The sequence below is a fragment of the Halomonas aquatica genome, assembly GCF_040196335.1.
Classification (GTDB): domain Bacteria; phylum Pseudomonadota; class Gammaproteobacteria; order Pseudomonadales; family Halomonadaceae; genus Halomonas; species Halomonas aquatica.
The window spans coordinates 616,872-633,540 of record NZ_JBEGCJ010000001.1 but is presented as its reverse complement, the minus strand read 5'-3'; the positions used below and the strand labels follow the sequence as shown (position 1 = coordinate 633,540).

The 16,669-nt window shown below is 65.2% G+C and carries 15 protein-coding genes; all 15 read left to right on the top strand.

Features of this window, described 5'->3' with window-relative positions:
* The first annotated feature begins 140 nt into the window (after positions 1-140).
* The 15 genes from trmB to ABE960_RS02845 all read left to right on the top strand — a co-directional run bounded on the left by trmB (position 141) and on the right by ABE960_RS02845 (position 16,640).
* Positions 141-845, top strand: coding sequence for a tRNA (guanine(46)-N(7))-methyltransferase TrmB (gene trmB, locus ABE960_RS02915; RefSeq protein WP_349760726.1), 705 nt, complete (start codon positions 141-143; stop codon positions 843-845).
* Positions 842-1,171, top strand: a complete 330-nt coding sequence (locus ABE960_RS02910; protein ID WP_349760725.1) for a DMT family transporter — start codon at positions 842-844, stop codon at positions 1,169-1,171. The genes trmB and ABE960_RS02910 overlap by 4 nt, the downstream gene beginning before the upstream one ends.
* 32 nt (positions 1,172-1,203) lie before the next feature.
* The gene (dacB, locus tag ABE960_RS02905; protein ID WP_349760724.1) at positions 1,204-2,637 is read left to right on the top strand and encodes a D-alanyl-D-alanine carboxypeptidase/D-alanyl-D-alanine endopeptidase; all 1,434 of its coding nucleotides are present in this window, start codon (positions 1,204-1,206) and stop codon (positions 2,635-2,637) included.
* A gap of 19 nt (positions 2,638-2,656) precedes the next feature.
* Positions 2,657-3,028 (top strand): diacylglycerol kinase, encoded by a 372-nt coding sequence (locus ABE960_RS02900; RefSeq protein WP_349760793.1) that lies wholly within the window; start codon positions 2,657-2,659, stop codon positions 3,026-3,028.
* 75 nt (positions 3,029-3,103) lie between these two features.
* Positions 3,104-6,085: a bifunctional [glutamate--ammonia ligase]-adenylyl-L-tyrosine phosphorylase/[glutamate--ammonia-ligase] adenylyltransferase gene (glnE, locus tag ABE960_RS02895; protein WP_349760723.1), complete on the top strand. Its 2,982-nt coding sequence runs from the start codon at positions 3,104-3,106 to the stop codon at positions 6,083-6,085.
* 35 nt (positions 6,086-6,120) lie between these two features.
* The gene (gene aroQ, locus ABE960_RS02890) at positions 6,121-6,552 is read left to right on the top strand and encodes a type II 3-dehydroquinate dehydratase (RefSeq protein WP_349760722.1); all 432 of its coding nucleotides are present in this window, start codon (positions 6,121-6,123) and stop codon (positions 6,550-6,552) included.
* Positions 6,553-6,556: 4 nt separating this feature from the next.
* The gene (locus tag ABE960_RS02885; RefSeq protein WP_349760721.1) at positions 6,557-7,354 is read left to right on the top strand and encodes a M48 family metallopeptidase; all 798 of its coding nucleotides are present in this window, start codon (positions 6,557-6,559) and stop codon (positions 7,352-7,354) included.
* 364 nt (positions 7,355-7,718) lie between these two features.
* Positions 7,719-8,624 carry a sugar ABC transporter substrate-binding protein gene (locus tag ABE960_RS02880; RefSeq protein WP_349760720.1) on the top strand — a complete coding sequence of 302 codons (906 nt, stop codon included), beginning with the start codon at positions 7,719-7,721 and terminating at the stop codon, positions 8,622-8,624.
* Positions 8,625-8,822: 198 nt separating this feature from the next.
* Positions 8,823-9,833: an ABC transporter permease gene (locus tag ABE960_RS02875; protein WP_349760719.1), complete on the top strand. Its 1,011-nt coding sequence runs from the start codon at positions 8,823-8,825 to the stop codon at positions 9,831-9,833.
* A gap of 13 nt (positions 9,834-9,846) precedes the next feature.
* The gene (locus ABE960_RS02870) at positions 9,847-10,806 is read left to right on the top strand and encodes an ABC transporter permease (RefSeq protein ID WP_349760718.1); all 960 of its coding nucleotides are present in this window, start codon (positions 9,847-9,849) and stop codon (positions 10,804-10,806) included.
* Positions 10,803-12,377, top strand: a complete 1,575-nt coding sequence (locus ABE960_RS02865; RefSeq protein ID WP_349760717.1) for a sugar ABC transporter ATP-binding protein — start codon at positions 10,803-10,805, stop codon at positions 12,375-12,377. The genes ABE960_RS02870 and ABE960_RS02865 overlap by 4 nt, the downstream gene beginning before the upstream one ends.
* 40 nt (positions 12,378-12,417) lie before the next feature.
* Positions 12,418-13,497 carry a maleylacetate reductase gene (locus tag ABE960_RS02860; protein ID WP_432765326.1) on the top strand — a complete coding sequence of 360 codons (1,080 nt, stop codon included), beginning with the start codon at positions 12,418-12,420 and terminating at the stop codon, positions 13,495-13,497.
* A complete protein-coding gene (locus ABE960_RS02855) occupies positions 13,494-14,870 on the top strand; it encodes an amidohydrolase family protein (protein WP_349760716.1) in 1,377 nt (458 codons plus the stop codon). The genes ABE960_RS02860 and ABE960_RS02855 overlap by 4 nt, the downstream gene beginning before the upstream one ends.
* Entirely contained in the window at positions 14,867-15,775 is a 909-nt protein-coding gene (locus ABE960_RS02850) for an NAD(P)-dependent oxidoreductase (protein ID WP_349760715.1), read from the top strand. The genes ABE960_RS02855 and ABE960_RS02850 overlap by 4 nt, the downstream gene beginning before the upstream one ends.
* 4 nt (positions 15,776-15,779) lie before the next feature.
* Positions 15,780-16,640, top strand: a complete 861-nt coding sequence (locus ABE960_RS02845; protein ID WP_349760714.1) for an intradiol ring-cleavage dioxygenase — start codon at positions 15,780-15,782, stop codon at positions 16,638-16,640.
* The last annotated feature ends 29 nt before the right edge of the window (positions 16,641-16,669 follow it).

Genomic DNA, 16,669 nt, shown 5'->3' with positions numbered 1-16,669 from the left:
TTGATGTCGTGGCTGCATTATCTTTGTCAGGCCATGGATGATAGCACCCGGCCTGTGCTGGCGTCATGCCGGCGCCCCTGCGTTGTCGCCTATGTGCTGGTAGAATGCGCCGTCTTTCCCATCTCTCCGAGCCTGCTGTCATGACTGCCCGTTCGCGATCCATCGTCAGCCGCCAGACCGGACCCCACGAGAACCTGTCTAGCCGCGTGGAGAGGGCCCTGGCGCACCCCCTGCGCAAGCCCCTGGCCGAGCATACCAGCGAGGCCTTCCTCGGGGCTCGGGAGTGGCTCATGCGTCGCGCCGGAGCGCCCTTGATCCTGGACGCGGGGTGCGGAGTGGGCCTGTCGACCCGCCGGCTGGCCGAGCGATTTTCCGAATGCGCGGTGATCGGCATGGACCGCAGTGCCGACCGCCTCTCCCGTGATCATGGCAGGCTGCCGGACAATGCGCTGCTGGTGCGTGCCGACCTGGTGGACTTCTGGCGCCTGGCCCTGGCTGACGACTGGCGCCCGGCGCGCCACTACCTGCTGTACCCCAACCCCTACCCCAAGGCCGCCCATCTCAAGATGCGCTGGCAGGGCCACCCGGTGCTGCCGGTGATCCTGGCTCTGGGCGGCGCCCTCGAGCTGCGCTCCAACTGGCGGGTCTACGTGGAAGAGTTTGCCCTGGCGGTGACCCAGGCCACCGGAGTGCCGGCCTCGGCGGAGCCTTTCGTGCCGGGGGAGACCTGCCTGACCCCCTTCGAGCAGAAATACCATGCCAGCGGCCAGTCGCTGTGGCGGCTGGTGGTCGAGCTTCCCCACGACCCCGGGCTGGTTCCCGCTGGGGTGGGAGGAGAAAGATGACCTATCTCTATCTGGCACTCGCCATCATCGCCGAGGTGGTGGCCACCAGCGCGCTGAAGGCATCGGCAGGCTTCACTCGCCTATGGCCCAGCGTCACGGTGGTGGTGGGCTATGGGCTGGCCTTCTACCTGCTCGCCCTGGTGCTGCGCACCCTGCCCGTGGGCATCGCCTACGCCTTCTGGGCCGGGCTCGGCATCGTGCTGGTGACCCTGGTGGGCATTCTGGTCTACGGAGAGAAGCCCGATCTGCCGGCGTTGCTGGGCCTGGCCATGATCGTTGGTGGCGTGGTGGTGATTCAGGTGTTCTCTTCCGTCGCGTCCCATTAAGCTGAGGGCCCTTGGAGTCCCCTGGAGGTCTCATGTTCCGCCGCCCTCTGCTCTTCGCTCTCCTGGCGTTGCTTCCACTGCTCGCCCAGGCGAGTGGTTTTTCCCGTCTCGCCGAGATGACCGACAAGGGCTTTCGGGTCGGTGCCGAGGCGCGGCTGCTCGGCAGCGGCGAGACTCTGGGGGCCATCGAGCCCGAGCGCCAGCTCTCGCCGGCCTCGGTCTCCAAGATCTACCTGGCGGCGGCGGCGCTGGATCGCTGGGGGCCACAGCACCACTTCACCAGCCGTCTGGTGAGCACGGTCGAGCCTGATGCCGAAGGGTCGCTGCCCGGTGACCTGGTGTTCGATGGCGGCGGCGATCCTGCCCTGACCAGCGAGGACCTGTGGCGACTGGTGCAGCGACTGCACCAAGCCGGGGTGCGGCACGTCGATGGTCGCCTGTTGGTCAGCCAGTGGCGCTATGGCCCCGTGAAATGCCTGACGACCGATCGTTGCCAGGCCCACTCCCGGGTGGCCAACGCTTACAGTGCGCTGCTCTCCTCTGTCGGCGTGAATTTCGGTAGCTGGTGCGTTTCCGTGGCCCCCGCCGCATCCCCCGGTCAGCCAGCCCGCATCAACAGTTGCGAGAGCCAGGTGCCGATCGTCGACATCGACAACCGGGTCGAGACGAAGCCCGATGACAGCGGCACCGAGCTCAATGCAGAGCGGGTGCTGCGCGACACCGGCGACGTCATGCTGCTCCGCGGACAGATCTCCACCAATGCCCTGCCCAGGCGGGTCTACAGGGCCAGTTCCGACCCGGCGCTACAGACTGCACAAACCCTGCTGGCGATGCTCGAGCAGGCGGGCATCACGGTGCGTGACGGTGCCGAGGTGGTGACCACGGAGCCGCCGGAGTCGGCCCGGGAGCTCGCCGCCGTGGATGGCGAGTCGCTGCAGGAACTGCTGTTGCGGACCCTCAACTACTCCAACAACTTCATGGCCGACGTGCTGGCCTTGAACCTGGTCGAGACGCCGCGCGCCGACCTGGAGCAGGCCGGGGCGGCGCTGGAGGCCTTCGCGACCGGGATTCCCGGTCATGGCCCCGTCACGCTGCGCAGCGGAAGTGGCCTGACGCCCGAGAACCGCACCTCGGCCGCCGGTGTGAATACTTTGCTGGAGAGCTTGTACCATCGTCCGGCGCTATTCCCCAGTTTCGTAGCCGCCCTGCAGTCACCGAGCAACGGGGTGATGCGCTTCATCCGGCAAGGCTCGCCCACCTTCCAGCATCACGTCATGCTCAAGACCGGCACTCTCAACCGGCCGGTGGCCGTGCGCGCCGCGGGCGGCTACTTCCGCACTCGATCCGGGCAATGGGGCGTGTTCAGCGTGCTGGTCAACGGCACCGCCACGACGCCCTGGCTCAACTGGCGGCAAGTGCTCGATCCACTGGCCGCGGACCTGGAGGAGATGATCGATGCCCACTGAATCCCCCGGTAAGCCCGAGATGAAGCCCGGGCATACCGGCTGGCGCCACCTGGTTCACTCGACCCGCTATTCGCTGATGGGGCTCAAGGCGGCCTTCCGTCACGAGGCGGCGTTCCGCCAGGAAATTGGCATCTGCGTGCTCCTGCTGCCACTGGCCGCCTGGATCGGCGAGGGTCCGGTGGAATGGATATTGCTGATGGGCAGCTGCTTGATGGTGCTGGTCATCGAGCTGGTCAACAGCGCCATCGAGTGTGTGGTGGACCGCATTGGTCCTGAACGCCACGAACTCGCCGGCCGTGCGAAGGACATCGGTTCGGCGGCGGTGATGCTGTCGCTGTGCATCGCCGGGCTGACCTGGGGGCTGCTCGCCTGGGAGAAATTCCTCGCCTGAGGCGAGTGATCGGGTTATGGGGCTGGGCTGGCTTCGCTATGCTGGAGACATTCGAGAACCGGATGCGAGACGCCCATGGCCCTGCCCGACAACTTCCTGCCGCTGGATGACATCCCTGAGCCCTTGAGGGCTCCCCTGGCGCACACCCGTGACCGGATGGCGACTTCGCTCGAGCAGGCCACTAACCTGGCCGACATGAACGGGGGCGACTCTCCGTTGGAGGACTGGCTGTCGTTGTCGGACGAACGGCGCCGGCAGCTGGCCCGGGTGCTGGCCATCTCGACCTTCGCTGCCGAGACCCTGGTGCGCTATCCCGAATGGCTGCTGCACCTGGATGCCAGCGGCGAGTTGGACGAGACCCCCTCCGCGGAATCGCTGCGCAGCTGGCTCGATGAACGGCTGGAGGCCGCCGAGGACGAAGAGGCCCTTCATGCCGCCATCCGCCGCTTTCGCCGGGCGCGTATGCTGGGCATCGTCTGGCGGGACCTGACACGCCCGCCGGGCATCGACATGTGGGTCACGGCGGCGGCCGTCACCGAGCTGGCTCAGGCCTGCCTGGAGCTTGCCCTGGGCTGGCTCGAGACCTACCTCGCGCCCCGCTGGGGGCGTCCCGCGCCCCGGGCGGATGGTAGCGAGCAGCGCCTGGTGGTGCTTGGCATGGGTAAACTCGGCGCCGGCGAGCTGAACCTCTCCTCGGACATCGACCTGATCTTCGCCTTCCCCGAGAAGGGCGAGACCGAGGGCGGTCGCAAGTCCCTGGAGCATCAGGAGTTCTTCACCAAGCTGGGCCAGCGGCTGATCACCGCCCTGGACGCGGTGACCGCCGACGGCTTCGCCTTCCGGGTCGACATGCGCCTGCGCCCACTGGGCGACGGTGGGCCGCTGGTCGGCAGCTTCGCGTCCCTGGCCGGCTACTATCAGGATCAGGGTCGCGAGTGGGAGCGCTATGCGATGCTCAAGGCGCGGCCGGTGGCCGGCGACCTGGGGGCCGGTGCCGAGCTGCTGGCGAGCCTGCGGCCCTTCGTCTATCGCAAGTACCTCGACTTCGGTGCCATCGAGTCGCTGCGCGAGCTCAAGGCGATGATCAACCGCGAGGTGCACCGCCGCGGCATGCAGGACAACATCAAGCTCGGCCCCGGCGGCATCCGCGAAGTGGAGTTCGTGGCCCAGGCCTTCCAGCTGATCCGCGGCGGGCGCGATACCGAGCTGCAGGTCACCTCCCTGAAGAGCGCGCTGGACCGGCTGCCCGAACTTGGCCTGCTGCCCCGAGAGGTGGTCGACGAACTGACCCCCGACTACGTCTTCCTGCGTGACATCGAGCATATCCTCCAGGCCCTGGAGGACCGCCAGACCCAGAGTCTGCCGGTCGAGGAGGTGGATCGCGAGCGGGTCGCCCTGGCGCTGGACATGGAGGACTGGCCCGCGGTCATGGCGCGCCTCGACGAGGCCCGCGCTCGGGTGAGGCGCCACTTCGATGCCGTTATCGCCGAGCCTGAGGAAGAGGTCGAGCAGACCGGCGGGGTCGAGGCTCCGGGCGCCGCCGGCCTGGAGGAGTGGCGCGCGCTGTGGCGCGGCGAGCTGGAGCAGGACGAGGCCAGCGAGCTGCTGGAAGAGGCCGGCCTGGCCGAGCCGGATGCCGCCATGCGCCGGCTGGGCGCCTTGCGACACTCCCGGCAGGTGCAGTCGATGCAGCGCATCGGCTTCGAGCGGCTCGATGCTCTGATGCCGCTGCTGCTTGATGCGGCGGCCGCCAGCGAAGCGCCGGACACAGCCCTGGAGCGGGTCCTGCCGCTGGTCGAGTCGGTATTGCGGCGTACCGCCTACCTGGCCCTGTTGCGCGAGAACCCCGATGCCCTCGAGCACCTGATGCGGCTGTGCAGCGCCAGCCCCTGGATCGCCGAGCAGCTGGCGCGCCATCCCGTCCTGCTCGATGAGCTGCTCACCCCGGATACCCTCTACACGCCGGCGAACAAGGCGCGGCTCGCCGATGAGCTGCGCCAGGACCTTGGAAGGATCCCCGAGGATGACGAGGAGGCCCAGCTCGAGGCCTTGCGGGTCTTCAAGCATGCCCAGGTACTGCACGTGGCCGCCTCCGACATCGCCGGCACCCGTCACCTGATGAAGGTCAGCGACTACCTCACCTACATCGCCGAGGTGGTCCTCGAGACGGTGCTGGTCATGGCCTGGAAGCATCTGACCCGCAAGCATGGCTTCCCGGAAGGTCGCGGCGGGGAACGCTGTGGTCAGGCGCCGGAATTCCTGGTCGTCGGCTACGGCAAGCTCGGTGGCATCGAGCTGGGCTACGGCTCCGACCTGGACCTGGTGTTCCTCCACGACGGCGCCGGCCGGGGCAGCACCGACGGCGCGCGGCCCATCGACAATGCGGTCTTCTTCACCCGGCTCGGCCAGCGCATCATCCACCTGCTAACCGCCGTGACCCCCGCGGGCAACCTCTATGAGGTGGACATGCGCCTTCGTCCCTCGGGCAAGTCAGGGCTGCTGGTCACCACGCTGGACGCCTTCGCCGACTACCAGCGCGAACATGCCTGGACCTGGGAGCATCAGGCGCTGGTGCGAGCCCGGGTGGTGGCTGGTCACGAGCCTCTGGCGGAGCGCTTCGTGACGATTCGCCGCGAGATCCTCGGCCGTGAGCGGGACCTCGCCGCACTGCGTGAGGAGGTGGTGAAGATGCGCCACAAGATGCGCGACCATCTGGGCAGCAAGGGCCAGAGCGACGACTTCGACCTCAAGCACGACCCCGGCGGGATGGTGGATATCGAGTTCCTCTGCCAGTTCACGGTGCTCTCCATGAGTCACGAGACTCCGGAGCTGCTGACCTACAACGACAACATGCGCATCCTCGAGACCCTCGAGGCCACCGGTCGCCTGCCCGCCGATGAGTGCCGGCGGCTGCGCGAGGCGTACCTCGCCTGCCGCACCGCCGCCCATCGCGCGGCACTGACCGGTGAGCCCGCCCGGGGACGCAATTCGGATTTCCAGGAACATCGTGACGCCGTCATCGAGCTCTGGCAGCGCCTGCTCGAGCCGGCGTCCTGACTGACACTGCGGTATCGATCAAGGAACGCGACGACATGAAAAAGGTACTGGTCCTCCACGGTCCCAACCTCAATCTGCTCGGCACCCGGCAGCCCGATATCTATGGCCATGAGACGCTGGAGGACATCGACAACGCGCTCTACGAGGAGGCGGCACTGGGCGGCTGGGAAATCACCTGCCGGCAGAGCAATCATGAAGGGGAGCTGATCGACCTCATCCAGGCGGCCCGGATCGATGGTACCGTGGCGATCATCATCAACCCGGCCGCCTACACACATACCTCGGTAGCGATCCTGGATGCCTTGACCGCCTTCGATGGAACGGTGATCGAGGTGCACCTCTCCAACGTTCATCAGCGCGAGGCCTTCCGTCATCATTCCTATGTCTCGCTGCGCGCCGATGGCGTGATCGCGGGTCTCGGCAGTCAGGGGTATCGGATAGCCCTGAGTGCGGTGATGTCGGAGTAGGGCCATGTGGCGATGGCGCTGTCTCCTGCCGTTTCTGGCCATGCTGATGCTGGCCGGCTGCGACAAGACGCCGACCGGCCGGTCACAGCTGGCACTGGTCCCCGATGGCCTGATGGCCGAGATGGGTGTTGACGCCTTCGCCCAGATGCGCCGCCAGCAACCCATCGAGGGTGACGCTGCCGTCAACCGGCTCGTGCATTGCGTGGCGCGGTCGGTGGTCGATGCCGCAGAGGTGCGCTACCCCGACGCCGGGATGCCCGAGACCTGGGAGGTGGTCGTGTTCGACGACCCCTCCCCGAATGCCTTCGCCCTGCCAGGCGGACGCATCGGGGTGCACAAAGGGCTGTTGCGGGTGGCCGAGACACCTGCTCAGCTGGCCGCCGTGATCGGCCATGAGGTGGGGCATGTGCTGGCCGACCACGGCAACGAGCGGTTCACCCAGCAACTCGGTATCAAGGCCGTGCTGCTGGTGGTGGGGCTGTTCAGCGAGGGGGAAATGGCCAGGGAGCCGATGATGCAGGCCCTGGGTATCGGTGCCCGCCTCGGCATCGCCCTGCCGTTCAGTCGCGCGCACGAGCAAGAGGCCGACCAGATGGGTCTTGCCATCATGGCCAAGGCTGGCTTCGATCCTCGGCAGAGCGTGGCCCTGTGGCGAAACATGGCCGAGGCGGGCGGCAGTCAGCCGCCGGAATTCCTGTCCACCCACCCGGCCCACGGCTCCCGCATCGAGGCCTTGCAGGGCCACATGGAGGACGCGTTGGCAGCCTTCCGTTCCGCCCCGCCGGCCGATTGCTCCGGCTAACCATCATCTGGCGGCACGCCAGGGCAGGCGTCAGGCGTCCTGACGCCTGCCCGCTTCTGCTGGCAGTCTGCGCCCCGCCGGGGGAGTGCCCCCGGCAAGGCGATTATCAAAATATGCACGGTATTTCATGGGGTTAGGTATATCTTGCCAAGAAAAGCCAGGCCTGCCGGTGCCTCGGGGGAGATGGGGCCGCAGGACAAAATAACCAGATTGGTCATTTCTCTGTCGTGGCTGCATTGCGCGAAAACAGGCTGCGGCCATAAGCTCGACACACTCTGACAGCCCTTCCTGGCGAGTCGGTGGGATCAACTACAACAAAGCAGGTGACAACATGTTTTACAAAACAGCGCTAGCGACCAGTGTAATGATGCTTTCGGCGGGCCTTGTCCACGCACAAGAGACCTACCGGATCGGCATCACCCAGAACAATGTCGGCGTCGACAGCTACCAGACCACCTATGAAAGCGCCTTCGAAAATGCCGCCGCGGCAAACGATAACGTCGAGGTCGTCGTTCTCGATGCCGGCGGCGATGTGGCACGCCAGATCGGTCAGGTTCGCAACCTGATCCAGCAGGATGTCGATGCCATCATCATCTGGCCAACCAATGGTCAGGCGGTGATCCCCGCCATTCGCCAGGCTCATCAGGCGGGCATCCCGGTCGTGGTAACCAACTCCAAGATCGCCGATGCGGGCATGGAGTATATTGCGGCTTTCTCGGGCCCCGACAATGTCCAGCAGGGTGCCTCCTCCGCCGAGATGATGTGCGATGCCCTCGATGGTGAGGGACAGATCGTCCAGATTGCCGGGCAGCCCGGCTATACCACGGCCATGGAGCGTTCTGGGGGCTTCGAAGAGCGGCTGGCTGAGGCCTGCCCCGGCGTCGAGATCCTCGAGACCCAGCCTGCGGACTGGAACCGCGAGAAGGCCCAGCGGGTCATGGAGAACTTCCTCACCAAGTACGACAAGATCGATGGTGTCTATTCCGGGGATGACAACATGGGCGTCGGTGCCTTGAACGCTGCCAAGAGTGCCGACAGGGCAGGGGAAATCGCCTTCATCGGCGCCACCAACTTCGCCGTGGGTTACGAAGCCATCGAGCGTGGCGAGTACTATGGCTCCATCTACCAGTCTCCGGTCGATGACGCCGAAGCGGCTCTCCAGACGGCACTCGACGTACTGGCAGGAAAAGAGGTTCCGAAGATGAACTTCTTCGAGACCCCCAAGATCACCGCCGAAAATCTGGCTGAGTTCGACAAGCCGGTATTCTGAAGACACGCGCCGAGGCGCATGAGGTCTCTGGGCCTCATGCGCCTTGTCGTTTCGACAAAGACAGTCCGCTGCCCATGATGGATGGGTCAACAGTGCCCTGCTTTTTCTCCGGCATCGATGCAGTACCGGGAAAGTCAGTCCACTGGACGGACAATCGGTGACCTTCGGAACAAGGTTGCGCCCATACAGGTGAGTGACATGGCTTCTGCAGAACAGACCAAGCAAGGCTTCATGCTCAGCAAGAAACACAAGGCCGGTCTCCTGAACTTCCTTTCGGCCCAGGGAATCCTGGTGTTCTTCCTGATCTGCATGTTTGCATTCTCGTTATTTTCCGAACAATTTCTTTCCCAATCGAACATCATGACGGTGGTCCGCCAGGCCTCGATCATCGGTATCATCGCGGTCGGCGTTACCGTGGTGATCATCGGCGGTAACCTCGATCTCTCGGTGGGATCGATGCTGTCCTTCTCCACGGTGTTGGTGGTGGATCTCCATGACAAGATCGGTCCAACCGGCGCCATCCTGTTGATGTTCGCACTGACCCTCATGCTCGGGGCCGTGAATGGCTTCCTGGTGGGGTTCATGCGGCTCAATTCGCTCATCGTCACCCTGGCGATGCTCTCGGCGATCCAGGGCCTGGTGCTGATCTACAGCGGTGGCCAGAACGTCGACATCGCCAACCAGAGCGACACATGGTTCAGCGTGTTCGGGCGAGGGTACCTGATGGGCATCGCGGTGCCGGTCATCATCTTCGCCCTGCTGGCCATCATCGTTCAGGTCGTCATGTCCTTCACCGGCTACGGCCGGCGCATCTTCGCCATCGGCGGCAATCCCGTGGCAGCGGTCTATTCCGGCATTCGCAAGAACTGGTGCGTGTTCAGTACCTACCTGATCTCGGCCTTCTGCGTGGCCTGTGCCGCCCTGGTGCTCGGCTCGCGGGTGATGGGTTCCCAGAACAACGTGGGGCAGGGCTACGAGCTGCTCGTGCTGGCCGGCATCATCCTCGGCGGCACCAGCCTGCTGGGCGGCGCAGGCAGTATCTGGAAGACGGTCATCGGCGTGCTGATCCTTGGCTTCATCCAGAACGGCCTGCTGCTGATGGGCTACCCCTACTACACCCAGTGGCTCGTGACCTGGGTCATCATCATCATCGCGGTATGGCTGGACCTTGCCAACAAGCGCAAGCGTCTGCTGACCAGCCACTCCTGATAAGGTGAACACCATGATCGATATGAAGCGTTTCATGAGCGGTGGTATGGGAATCCAGCCGATCTGGATCTTCGTCATTGTCATCACCATCTTCTTCAGCGTCATGTCCGACTACTTCCTGTCGGTGGGCAATCTGACGAACATCCTCGTCCAGACCTCCACCATCGGGCTGATCGCCCTCGGCATGACCTACGTGATGATCAACGGCAACATCGACCTCTCCGTGGGGGCGACTCTGGGGCTGGCGGCCTCGCTCTCGGTGGGCCTGCAGGACTACGGCCTGACCGTGGCGGTGCTGGTCGCCATCGCGACGGGCGTGGCACTGGGTGCGCTCAATGGCCTGCTGGTCTGGAAGACCGGGGTCAATGCCTTCATCGTCACCCTGGGTGCGATGATCGGGGTGCGGGGGTTGATCTTCGTCTATACCGAGGAGCAATCCTTCTATGCCAGCAACTTCGCCTTCTCTGACTTCGGTGCCAGTTCTATCGGTCCGATCCCCGTGCTGGCCATCATCTTCCTGCTCTGCACCCTGGCGATGCACCTGGTGCTCAGGAGGACGGGGCATGGTCGCAACACCTTTGCCGTGGGGGGCAACCCCGAAGCGGCCCTGGATGCCGGCATCCGGATCGGCCGCAACATGATGATCAACTTCATGATCGTCGGGTTCTTCGCGGCCCTGGCCGGTGTCCTGCTGGCCACCCAGATGGGCGCCGCGACGCCCAACCTCGGCCGGGACTACGAACTCTGGACCATCACCGCCGTCGTGCTCGGCGGTACCAAGCTCACCGGCGGCTACGGCAGCATCACCGGCACCCTGGGGGGCGTACTGGCCATCGGGGTCCTGCGCAACGGCATGAACATGATGCAGGTGCCGGCCTTCTATGTGCTGGTCATCCTCGGGGTGATCCTGGTCACCGTGCTGATCATCGACCAGCAGATCAGCGTCAAGTCTTCCAAGGGGGTGCAGGTATGAGCACTGCAACTGTGACACACACCGCAGGAGCGTCGGCACACGGGGAAGCTCCCATCCTCTCCCTGGTCGAGATCACCAAGAAGTTCCCGGGTGTGATCGCGCTCAACAAGGTCAGCCTCGACGTCCGGGCCGGCGAGGTCCATGCCCTGCTGGGCGAGAACGGGGCGGGCAAGTCCACGCTGATGAAGGTGCTGGCCGGCAAGCACATCCCCAACGGTGGCCAGATCCTGCTCGAGGGGGAGGAGAAGGTCTTCGAGAACCCCAAGCAGGCCAAGCAGAGCGGCATCGTGCTGATCCACCAGGAGCAGTCGCTGGTGCCGGAGATGTCCGTGGCCGAGAACATCTACCTGGGCAGCCTGCCCAAGAAATGGGGTAACCGGGTCGACTGGAAGACCCTGCACCGGGACAGCACGGCAATCCTCGACCGCCTGAAGTGCTCCTTTAGTTCGAAGGACCTGGTGAGCGACCTCTCCATCGCCAAGAAGCAGATGGTCGAGATCGCCCGGGCGCTCGTCTTCACCCCCAAGATCGTGGTCTTCGATGAGCCGACGGCCTCGCTGACCGACCACGAGAAGCCGGTGCTCTACGAGATCATCAACACCCTGCGCGATCAGGGGGTGGGCATCGTCTACATCTCCCACCGCATGGACGAGATCTTCCATCTCTCCCAGCGGATCTCGGTGTTACGGGACGGCGAGTACAACGGCACGGTGAACACCGCCGACACCAACGAGGACGAGGTCACCAAGCTGATGATCGGCCGCAGCCTCGAGCTCGATCATGCCAGCAAGCCGAAGGATTTCGGCGAGAACATGCTCGAGCTGCGGGGCCTCACCGTCGACGGAGTGTTCGAGGACGTCAGCTTCAGTGTCCGCAAGGGCGAGATCGTCGGCATGTATGGCCTGGTCGGAGCGGGACGCTCGGAGGTCGCCGAGACCATCTTCGGCCTGCGCAAGATCTCGAGCGGAGAGATGCTGCTCGACGGTAAGGCCGAGCATATCCATTCGACTCATGATGCCGTGGCCGAGGGGATCGCCCTTGTCCCGGAGGATCGCAAGGACCAGGGGCTGATTCTCGGGATGAACTGTCGCGACAACATGACCCTCGCGGGCCTGGAGACCGTCTCCTCGAATGGGTTCATGAAGCCCGCTGCCGAGAAGCTCGTCTACGACAAGTATCAGCAGGCGATGAAGATCAAGACGCCCAGCTGGCGACAGAAGGTCGGCAACCTCAGCGGCGGCAACCAGCAGAAGATCGTCATCGGCAAGTGGCTGCACACCCATCCCAAGCTGCTGATCCTCGATGAGCCGACCCGCGGTATCGACGTGGGCTCCAAGGCGGAGATCCATGCCCTGATCAAGGATCTGGCCAAGACCGGCTATGCGGTGCTGGTGATCTCCTCGGAGATGCCCGAGGTCCTGGGCGTCAGCAATCGCATCGTTGCCATGTACGACGGGAAGGTGACCGCCGAGTTCGACGGTGATGAAGTCTCCGAGGATGCGCTGGTGCAGGCCATCACCGGGCAGTACGTGACCAGTGGCGATGCCTCCGCCGATCGCCCCGTCACCTGATGCCCACCGTGGTGCTCACTCAACCAACGAGGACAACATCATGATGCCATTCACCTACAATGGCCTGCCGTCTCGGGTCATCTTCGGCCAGGGCACCCTGGCCCAGGTGGCCGAGGAGGTCCAGGCGCTGGGCTGCCATCGGGTGCTGGTACTTTCCACGCCCGAGCAGGAAGGCCAGGCACGTCAGGTGCTGGATCAGCTCGGCGAGCTGGGTGCCGATGTCTTCGCCGGGGCCAGGATGCATACCCCGGTGGAGACCACCGAGGAGGCGATGCGCGTACTGGCCTCGCTGGGTGCCGATGGCGTCGTGGCCATCGGGGGCGGTTCCACCATCGGGCTTGGCAAGGCGATTGCCCTGCGTACAGACCTGCCTCAGATCGTTATCCCCACCACCTACGCTGGTTCCGAGATGACGCCGATCCTCGGGGAGACCAAGGACGGCCTCAAGACCACCCAGCGGACCATCAAGGTGCTGCCCGAGACGGTCATCTATGACGTCGACCTGACCCTGGGGCTGCCCGTCGGCATGTCGGGCACCAGCGGCATCAATGCCATCGCGCATGCCGTGGAGGCCCTCTATGCCAAGGATCGCAACCCGATTGTCTCGATGATGGCGGAGGAGGGCATCGCGGCCCTGGCGCGCAGCCTGCCGACGATCGCCGGCACCCCCGACGACGCCACCGCGCGTTCCGACGCGCTCTATGGCGCCTGGCTGTGCGGCGCCTGTCTCGGCTCGGTGGGGATGTCACTGCATCACAAGCTCTGTCATACCCTGGGAGGCTCCTTCGACCTGCCCCATGCCGAGACCCACACCATCGTGCTGCCCCATGCCGTGGCCTACAACGCCGCGGCCGCACCGGAGGCTATGGTGCGCATCGCCCGGGCGCTGGGCACGGATGATGCCGCCGGGGGGCTTTATGATCTGGCGCGCGCCGTGGGGGCGCCTCTCGCCCTGCGCGATATCGGCCTGAAGGAGGCCGACGTCGATCGTGCCACGGAGATCGCCACCGCCAACCCCTACTGGAACCCCCGGGAGATCGAGGCCAATGGCATTCACCGATTGTTGAACGATGCCTACGCAGGCCGGCGCCCGACGACCATGGAGGCCACCGACGCATGAAGACCTTGCTGACCAATGCCACCGTACTGACCCTCGACCCGGACATCGGCGATCTGACCTCGGGTCAGGTCCTGGTGGAAGGCGACCGCATCCTGGCCGTGGGGCATGACTTGTCCGCCGAGGGTGCCGAGGGTGCCGAGGTCGTCGACTGTCGAGGCGGTATCCTGATCCCCGGGCTGGTCAATGCCCACATGCATACCTGGCAGACGGCCCTGCGCGGGGTCGCCGCCAACTGGACGCTGCTCGAATACTTCGGCCACGTGCATCGCGGCCTGGCGGCGCTTTTCACCCCCGAGGACATCCATGTCGCAACCCGCCTGGGCGCGCTGAACCAGCTCAACTGTGGTGCCACCACCCTGGGCGACTGGTGTCATAACAACCCCACGCCGGCGCATACCGATGCCGCCGTCAGGGGGCTGCAGGAGTCGGGTATCCGTGCCGTCTTCTTCCACGGTTCACCCAAGCCGGACCCCAAGCCCGGCCAACCCCACTTCAGCGAGATTCCTCATCCTCGCAGCGAGGTCGAGAGACTGCTGGCCGGGCCGCTGGGGGACCCGCAAGGACGCGTGACCCTGGGCCTTGCGATCCTGGGCCCGCACTACTCTACCCTCGATGTCTCCCTGCACGACTTCGAGCTCGCCAAGGAGTTCGGCCTGGTAGCCTCCATGCACCAGGGCGGCGGCAAGGCAGTGAGTCCCGGTGGCTGGGACGTCATCGAAGAGCGCGGACTGCTGGGGCCGGACATCAACATCGTGCATGGCCAGAGCCTGGATGATGGCCAGCTGGCCCGCTTCTGCGAGCAGGGCGTGACCTTCTCCATTGCCCCCGAGAACGAGATGACCCAGGGGCACGGCTTCCCGATCACCGGCCATGTCCGCCGTCATGGCGGCGTCGTGTCGCTGGGCGTGGATCTCGAGTCGGTGATCTCCGGCGACATGTTCGCAGTGGCGCGAGCGGCCTTGGGCATGCAGCGCTCGCTGGACAACGACGCCTCGCGTCGGGAGCAGGGCACGATTCCCGCCACTTCGACCATCCGCACCCGCGAGGCGCTGGAGTGGATCACCATGGACGGTGCGCGCGCCCTCGGGCTCGAGGACCGCATCGGCAGCCTCACGCCAGGCAAGCAGGCCGACATCGTGCTGCTGGACAGCAACCTGCTGAACATGCAGCCGGTCAGCGACCCGGTGTCCAGCGTCGTCATGCAGGCGAGTCTCGCCAACGTCGACAGCGTCATGGTGGCAGGCGAGTTCCACAAGCGACATGGCCGGTTGCTGGCCGATGTCGCCGACGGACTGAGCGAACTGGAGGCGTCCGGTCATCGCATCTATGCCGAGCTGCAGAAACGTCAACAACACGAGGAGACAGCCCAATGACAACCACACAAAAGGTGGCCTGGGTGGGCCTGGGCAAGCTCGGCCTGCCCATGGCGGCGCGCATCGCCGCGGCGGGACATGCGGTGCAGGGGTTCGACCTCAGCGCCGAGCGCATGGCCCTGGCCGAGCAGGCCGGCCTCGTCGTCCATGATGATCTGGCCTCCGCCATCGACGGCTGTTCCCTGGTGCTGGTCTCGATTCCCGATGACCGAGCCCTGCTGGGTCTCTGCCTGGGCGCGGGGGATCTGGTCGCGAAGATGGCGCCCGGCACCACGCTGATCGAGACCAGCACCGTGAGCATCCAGGCCTCCGCACAGGTCGCCCGGGCGGCCGAGGCGCGGGGCATCGCCTATCTGCGAAGCCCGGTGTCGGGCAATCCGGTCGCCGCCGAGGCCGGCACCCTGTCGGCTATGGTTTCCGGTCCGCAGGAGGCCCTGGAGGCCGCCGTTCCGGTCATGCAGAGCTTCACCAAGGCCCAGTACTGGCTGGGCGACGAGGAGCAGGGGCGCTACGCCAAGCTGGCGATCAACTTGATGATCGCGGTCAGCGCAGGGATGCTGGGCGAGGCCCTGACCATGGCTCGCAAGGGCAACATCGAGTGGGACGCGATGCTCGAGCTGGTCGCTGACAGCGCGGTGGGCTCGCCGATGGTCCAGTACAAGGTGCCGCCCCTGCGCGAGCGGGACTTCACCTCGACCTTCTCCGCCGCCCAGATGGCCAAGGACCTCGACCTGATCCTCGGCTGTGCTCATGGCGACGGCGTGCCGGTGCCCCTCGCCGCACAGATGCGCGAGGCCTACACCTCACTGATCGGAACGGGGCATGGTGAGGAAGACTACATCGCCACGGTCCATCATACCGAGCGACTCGCGGGGCTGTCGGCCGTCGAACGCAAGAGGGGATAGCGCCATGCGCAACCTGAATGCAGATAACATCACGGCCGCCGTGGTCGAGGAGTTTTCCGGGTGTCAGGACGAGCGGTTGAAAACGATCCTGAACAGCCTGGTGGGCCACTTGCACACCTTCCTGCGCGAGGTGGAGCCCACCGAGCAGGAGTGGACCCAGGCCATCGACTTTCTGACCCGGACCGGGCAGATGTGCGATGATGAGCGCCAGGAATTCATCCTGCTCTCCGATACTCTGGGCGTGACCATGCTGGTCGATGCCATCAACCACCAGAGTTCGGACCCGATGGTGTCGGAAAGCACGGTGCTGGGTCCCTTCTACGTCGCCGACCCGCCCGCGGCCGCCAAGGGCGAGTCCATCGACTGGAACGTCGAGGGCGAGCCGCTGTACGCGGAGGGCCGGGTCCGCGACGAACGTGGCGAGCCCCTGGCCAATGTCGTCGTGGACGTCTGGCAGTCGGATAGCGAAGGCTTCTATGACGTCCAGAAGGAGCTCGACAGTGCCTCGTTGCGGGCCCGATTCACTACCGACGACCAGGGCCGCTATGCTTTCTGGACCGTGACCCCGGCACCGTATCCGATCCCTACCGACGGCCCTGTAGGCAAGATGCTCGAGGTGACCGGGCGCCACCCCTATCGACCGGCCCATGTGCATTTCATGCTGATGGCCGACGGGTGTGAAAGCCTCGTGACCCAGGTCTTTGCCGAGGATGATCCCTATCTGGATTCCGATGCCGTCTTTGGCGTCAAGGATTCCCTGGTCAAGGACTTTCGTCTGATGCCACCCGGGCAGGCACCGGATGGCCGCAGCATGCAAACGTCCTATCGCCACTTGAATTACGACTTCGGCTTGAAGGCAAGCTGAGAGTATATCCGCAGCAATCCATTGTTCTA

What these genes read in the sequence shown, in the direction of transcription:
- dacB (WP_349760724.1), top strand. Translation starts at nt 1,204, where the DNA reads ATGTTCCGCCGCCCTCTGCTCTTCGCTCTCCTGGCGTTGCTTCCACTG.
- ABE960_RS02855 (WP_349760716.1), top strand. Translation starts at nt 13,494, where the DNA reads ATGAAGACCTTGCTGACCAATGCCACCGTACTGACCCTCGACCCGGAC.
- ABE960_RS02870 (WP_349760718.1), top strand. Translation starts at nt 9,847, where the DNA reads ATGATCGATATGAAGCGTTTCATGAGCGGTGGTATGGGAATCCAGCCG.
- aroQ (WP_349760722.1), top strand. Translation starts at nt 6,121, where the DNA reads ATGAAAAAGGTACTGGTCCTCCACGGTCCCAACCTCAATCTGCTCGGC.
- ABE960_RS02845 (WP_349760714.1), top strand. Translation starts at nt 15,780, where the DNA reads ATGCGCAACCTGAATGCAGATAACATCACGGCCGCCGTGGTCGAGGAG.
- ABE960_RS02860 (WP_432765326.1), top strand. Translation starts at nt 12,418, where the DNA reads ATGATGCCATTCACCTACAATGGCCTGCCGTCTCGGGTCATCTTCGGC.
- ABE960_RS02850 (WP_349760715.1), top strand. Translation starts at nt 14,867, where the DNA reads ATGACAACCACACAAAAGGTGGCCTGGGTGGGCCTGGGCAAGCTCGGC.
- ABE960_RS02880 (WP_349760720.1), top strand. Translation starts at nt 7,719, where the DNA reads ATGATGCTTTCGGCGGGCCTTGTCCACGCACAAGAGACCTACCGGATC.
- ABE960_RS02885 (WP_349760721.1), top strand. Translation starts at nt 6,557, where the DNA reads ATGTGGCGATGGCGCTGTCTCCTGCCGTTTCTGGCCATGCTGATGCTG.
- glnE (WP_349760723.1), top strand. Translation starts at nt 3,104, where the DNA reads ATGGCCCTGCCCGACAACTTCCTGCCGCTGGATGACATCCCTGAGCCC.
- ABE960_RS02875 (WP_349760719.1), top strand. Translation starts at nt 8,823, where the DNA reads ATGGCTTCTGCAGAACAGACCAAGCAAGGCTTCATGCTCAGCAAGAAA.
- ABE960_RS02865 (WP_349760717.1), top strand. Translation starts at nt 10,803, where the DNA reads ATGAGCACTGCAACTGTGACACACACCGCAGGAGCGTCGGCACACGGG.
- ABE960_RS02900 (WP_349760793.1), top strand. Translation starts at nt 2,657, where the DNA reads ATGAAGCCCGGGCATACCGGCTGGCGCCACCTGGTTCACTCGACCCGC.
- ABE960_RS02910 (WP_349760725.1), top strand. Translation starts at nt 842, where the DNA reads ATGACCTATCTCTATCTGGCACTCGCCATCATCGCCGAGGTGGTGGCC.
- trmB (WP_349760726.1), top strand. Translation starts at nt 141, where the DNA reads ATGACTGCCCGTTCGCGATCCATCGTCAGCCGCCAGACCGGACCCCAC.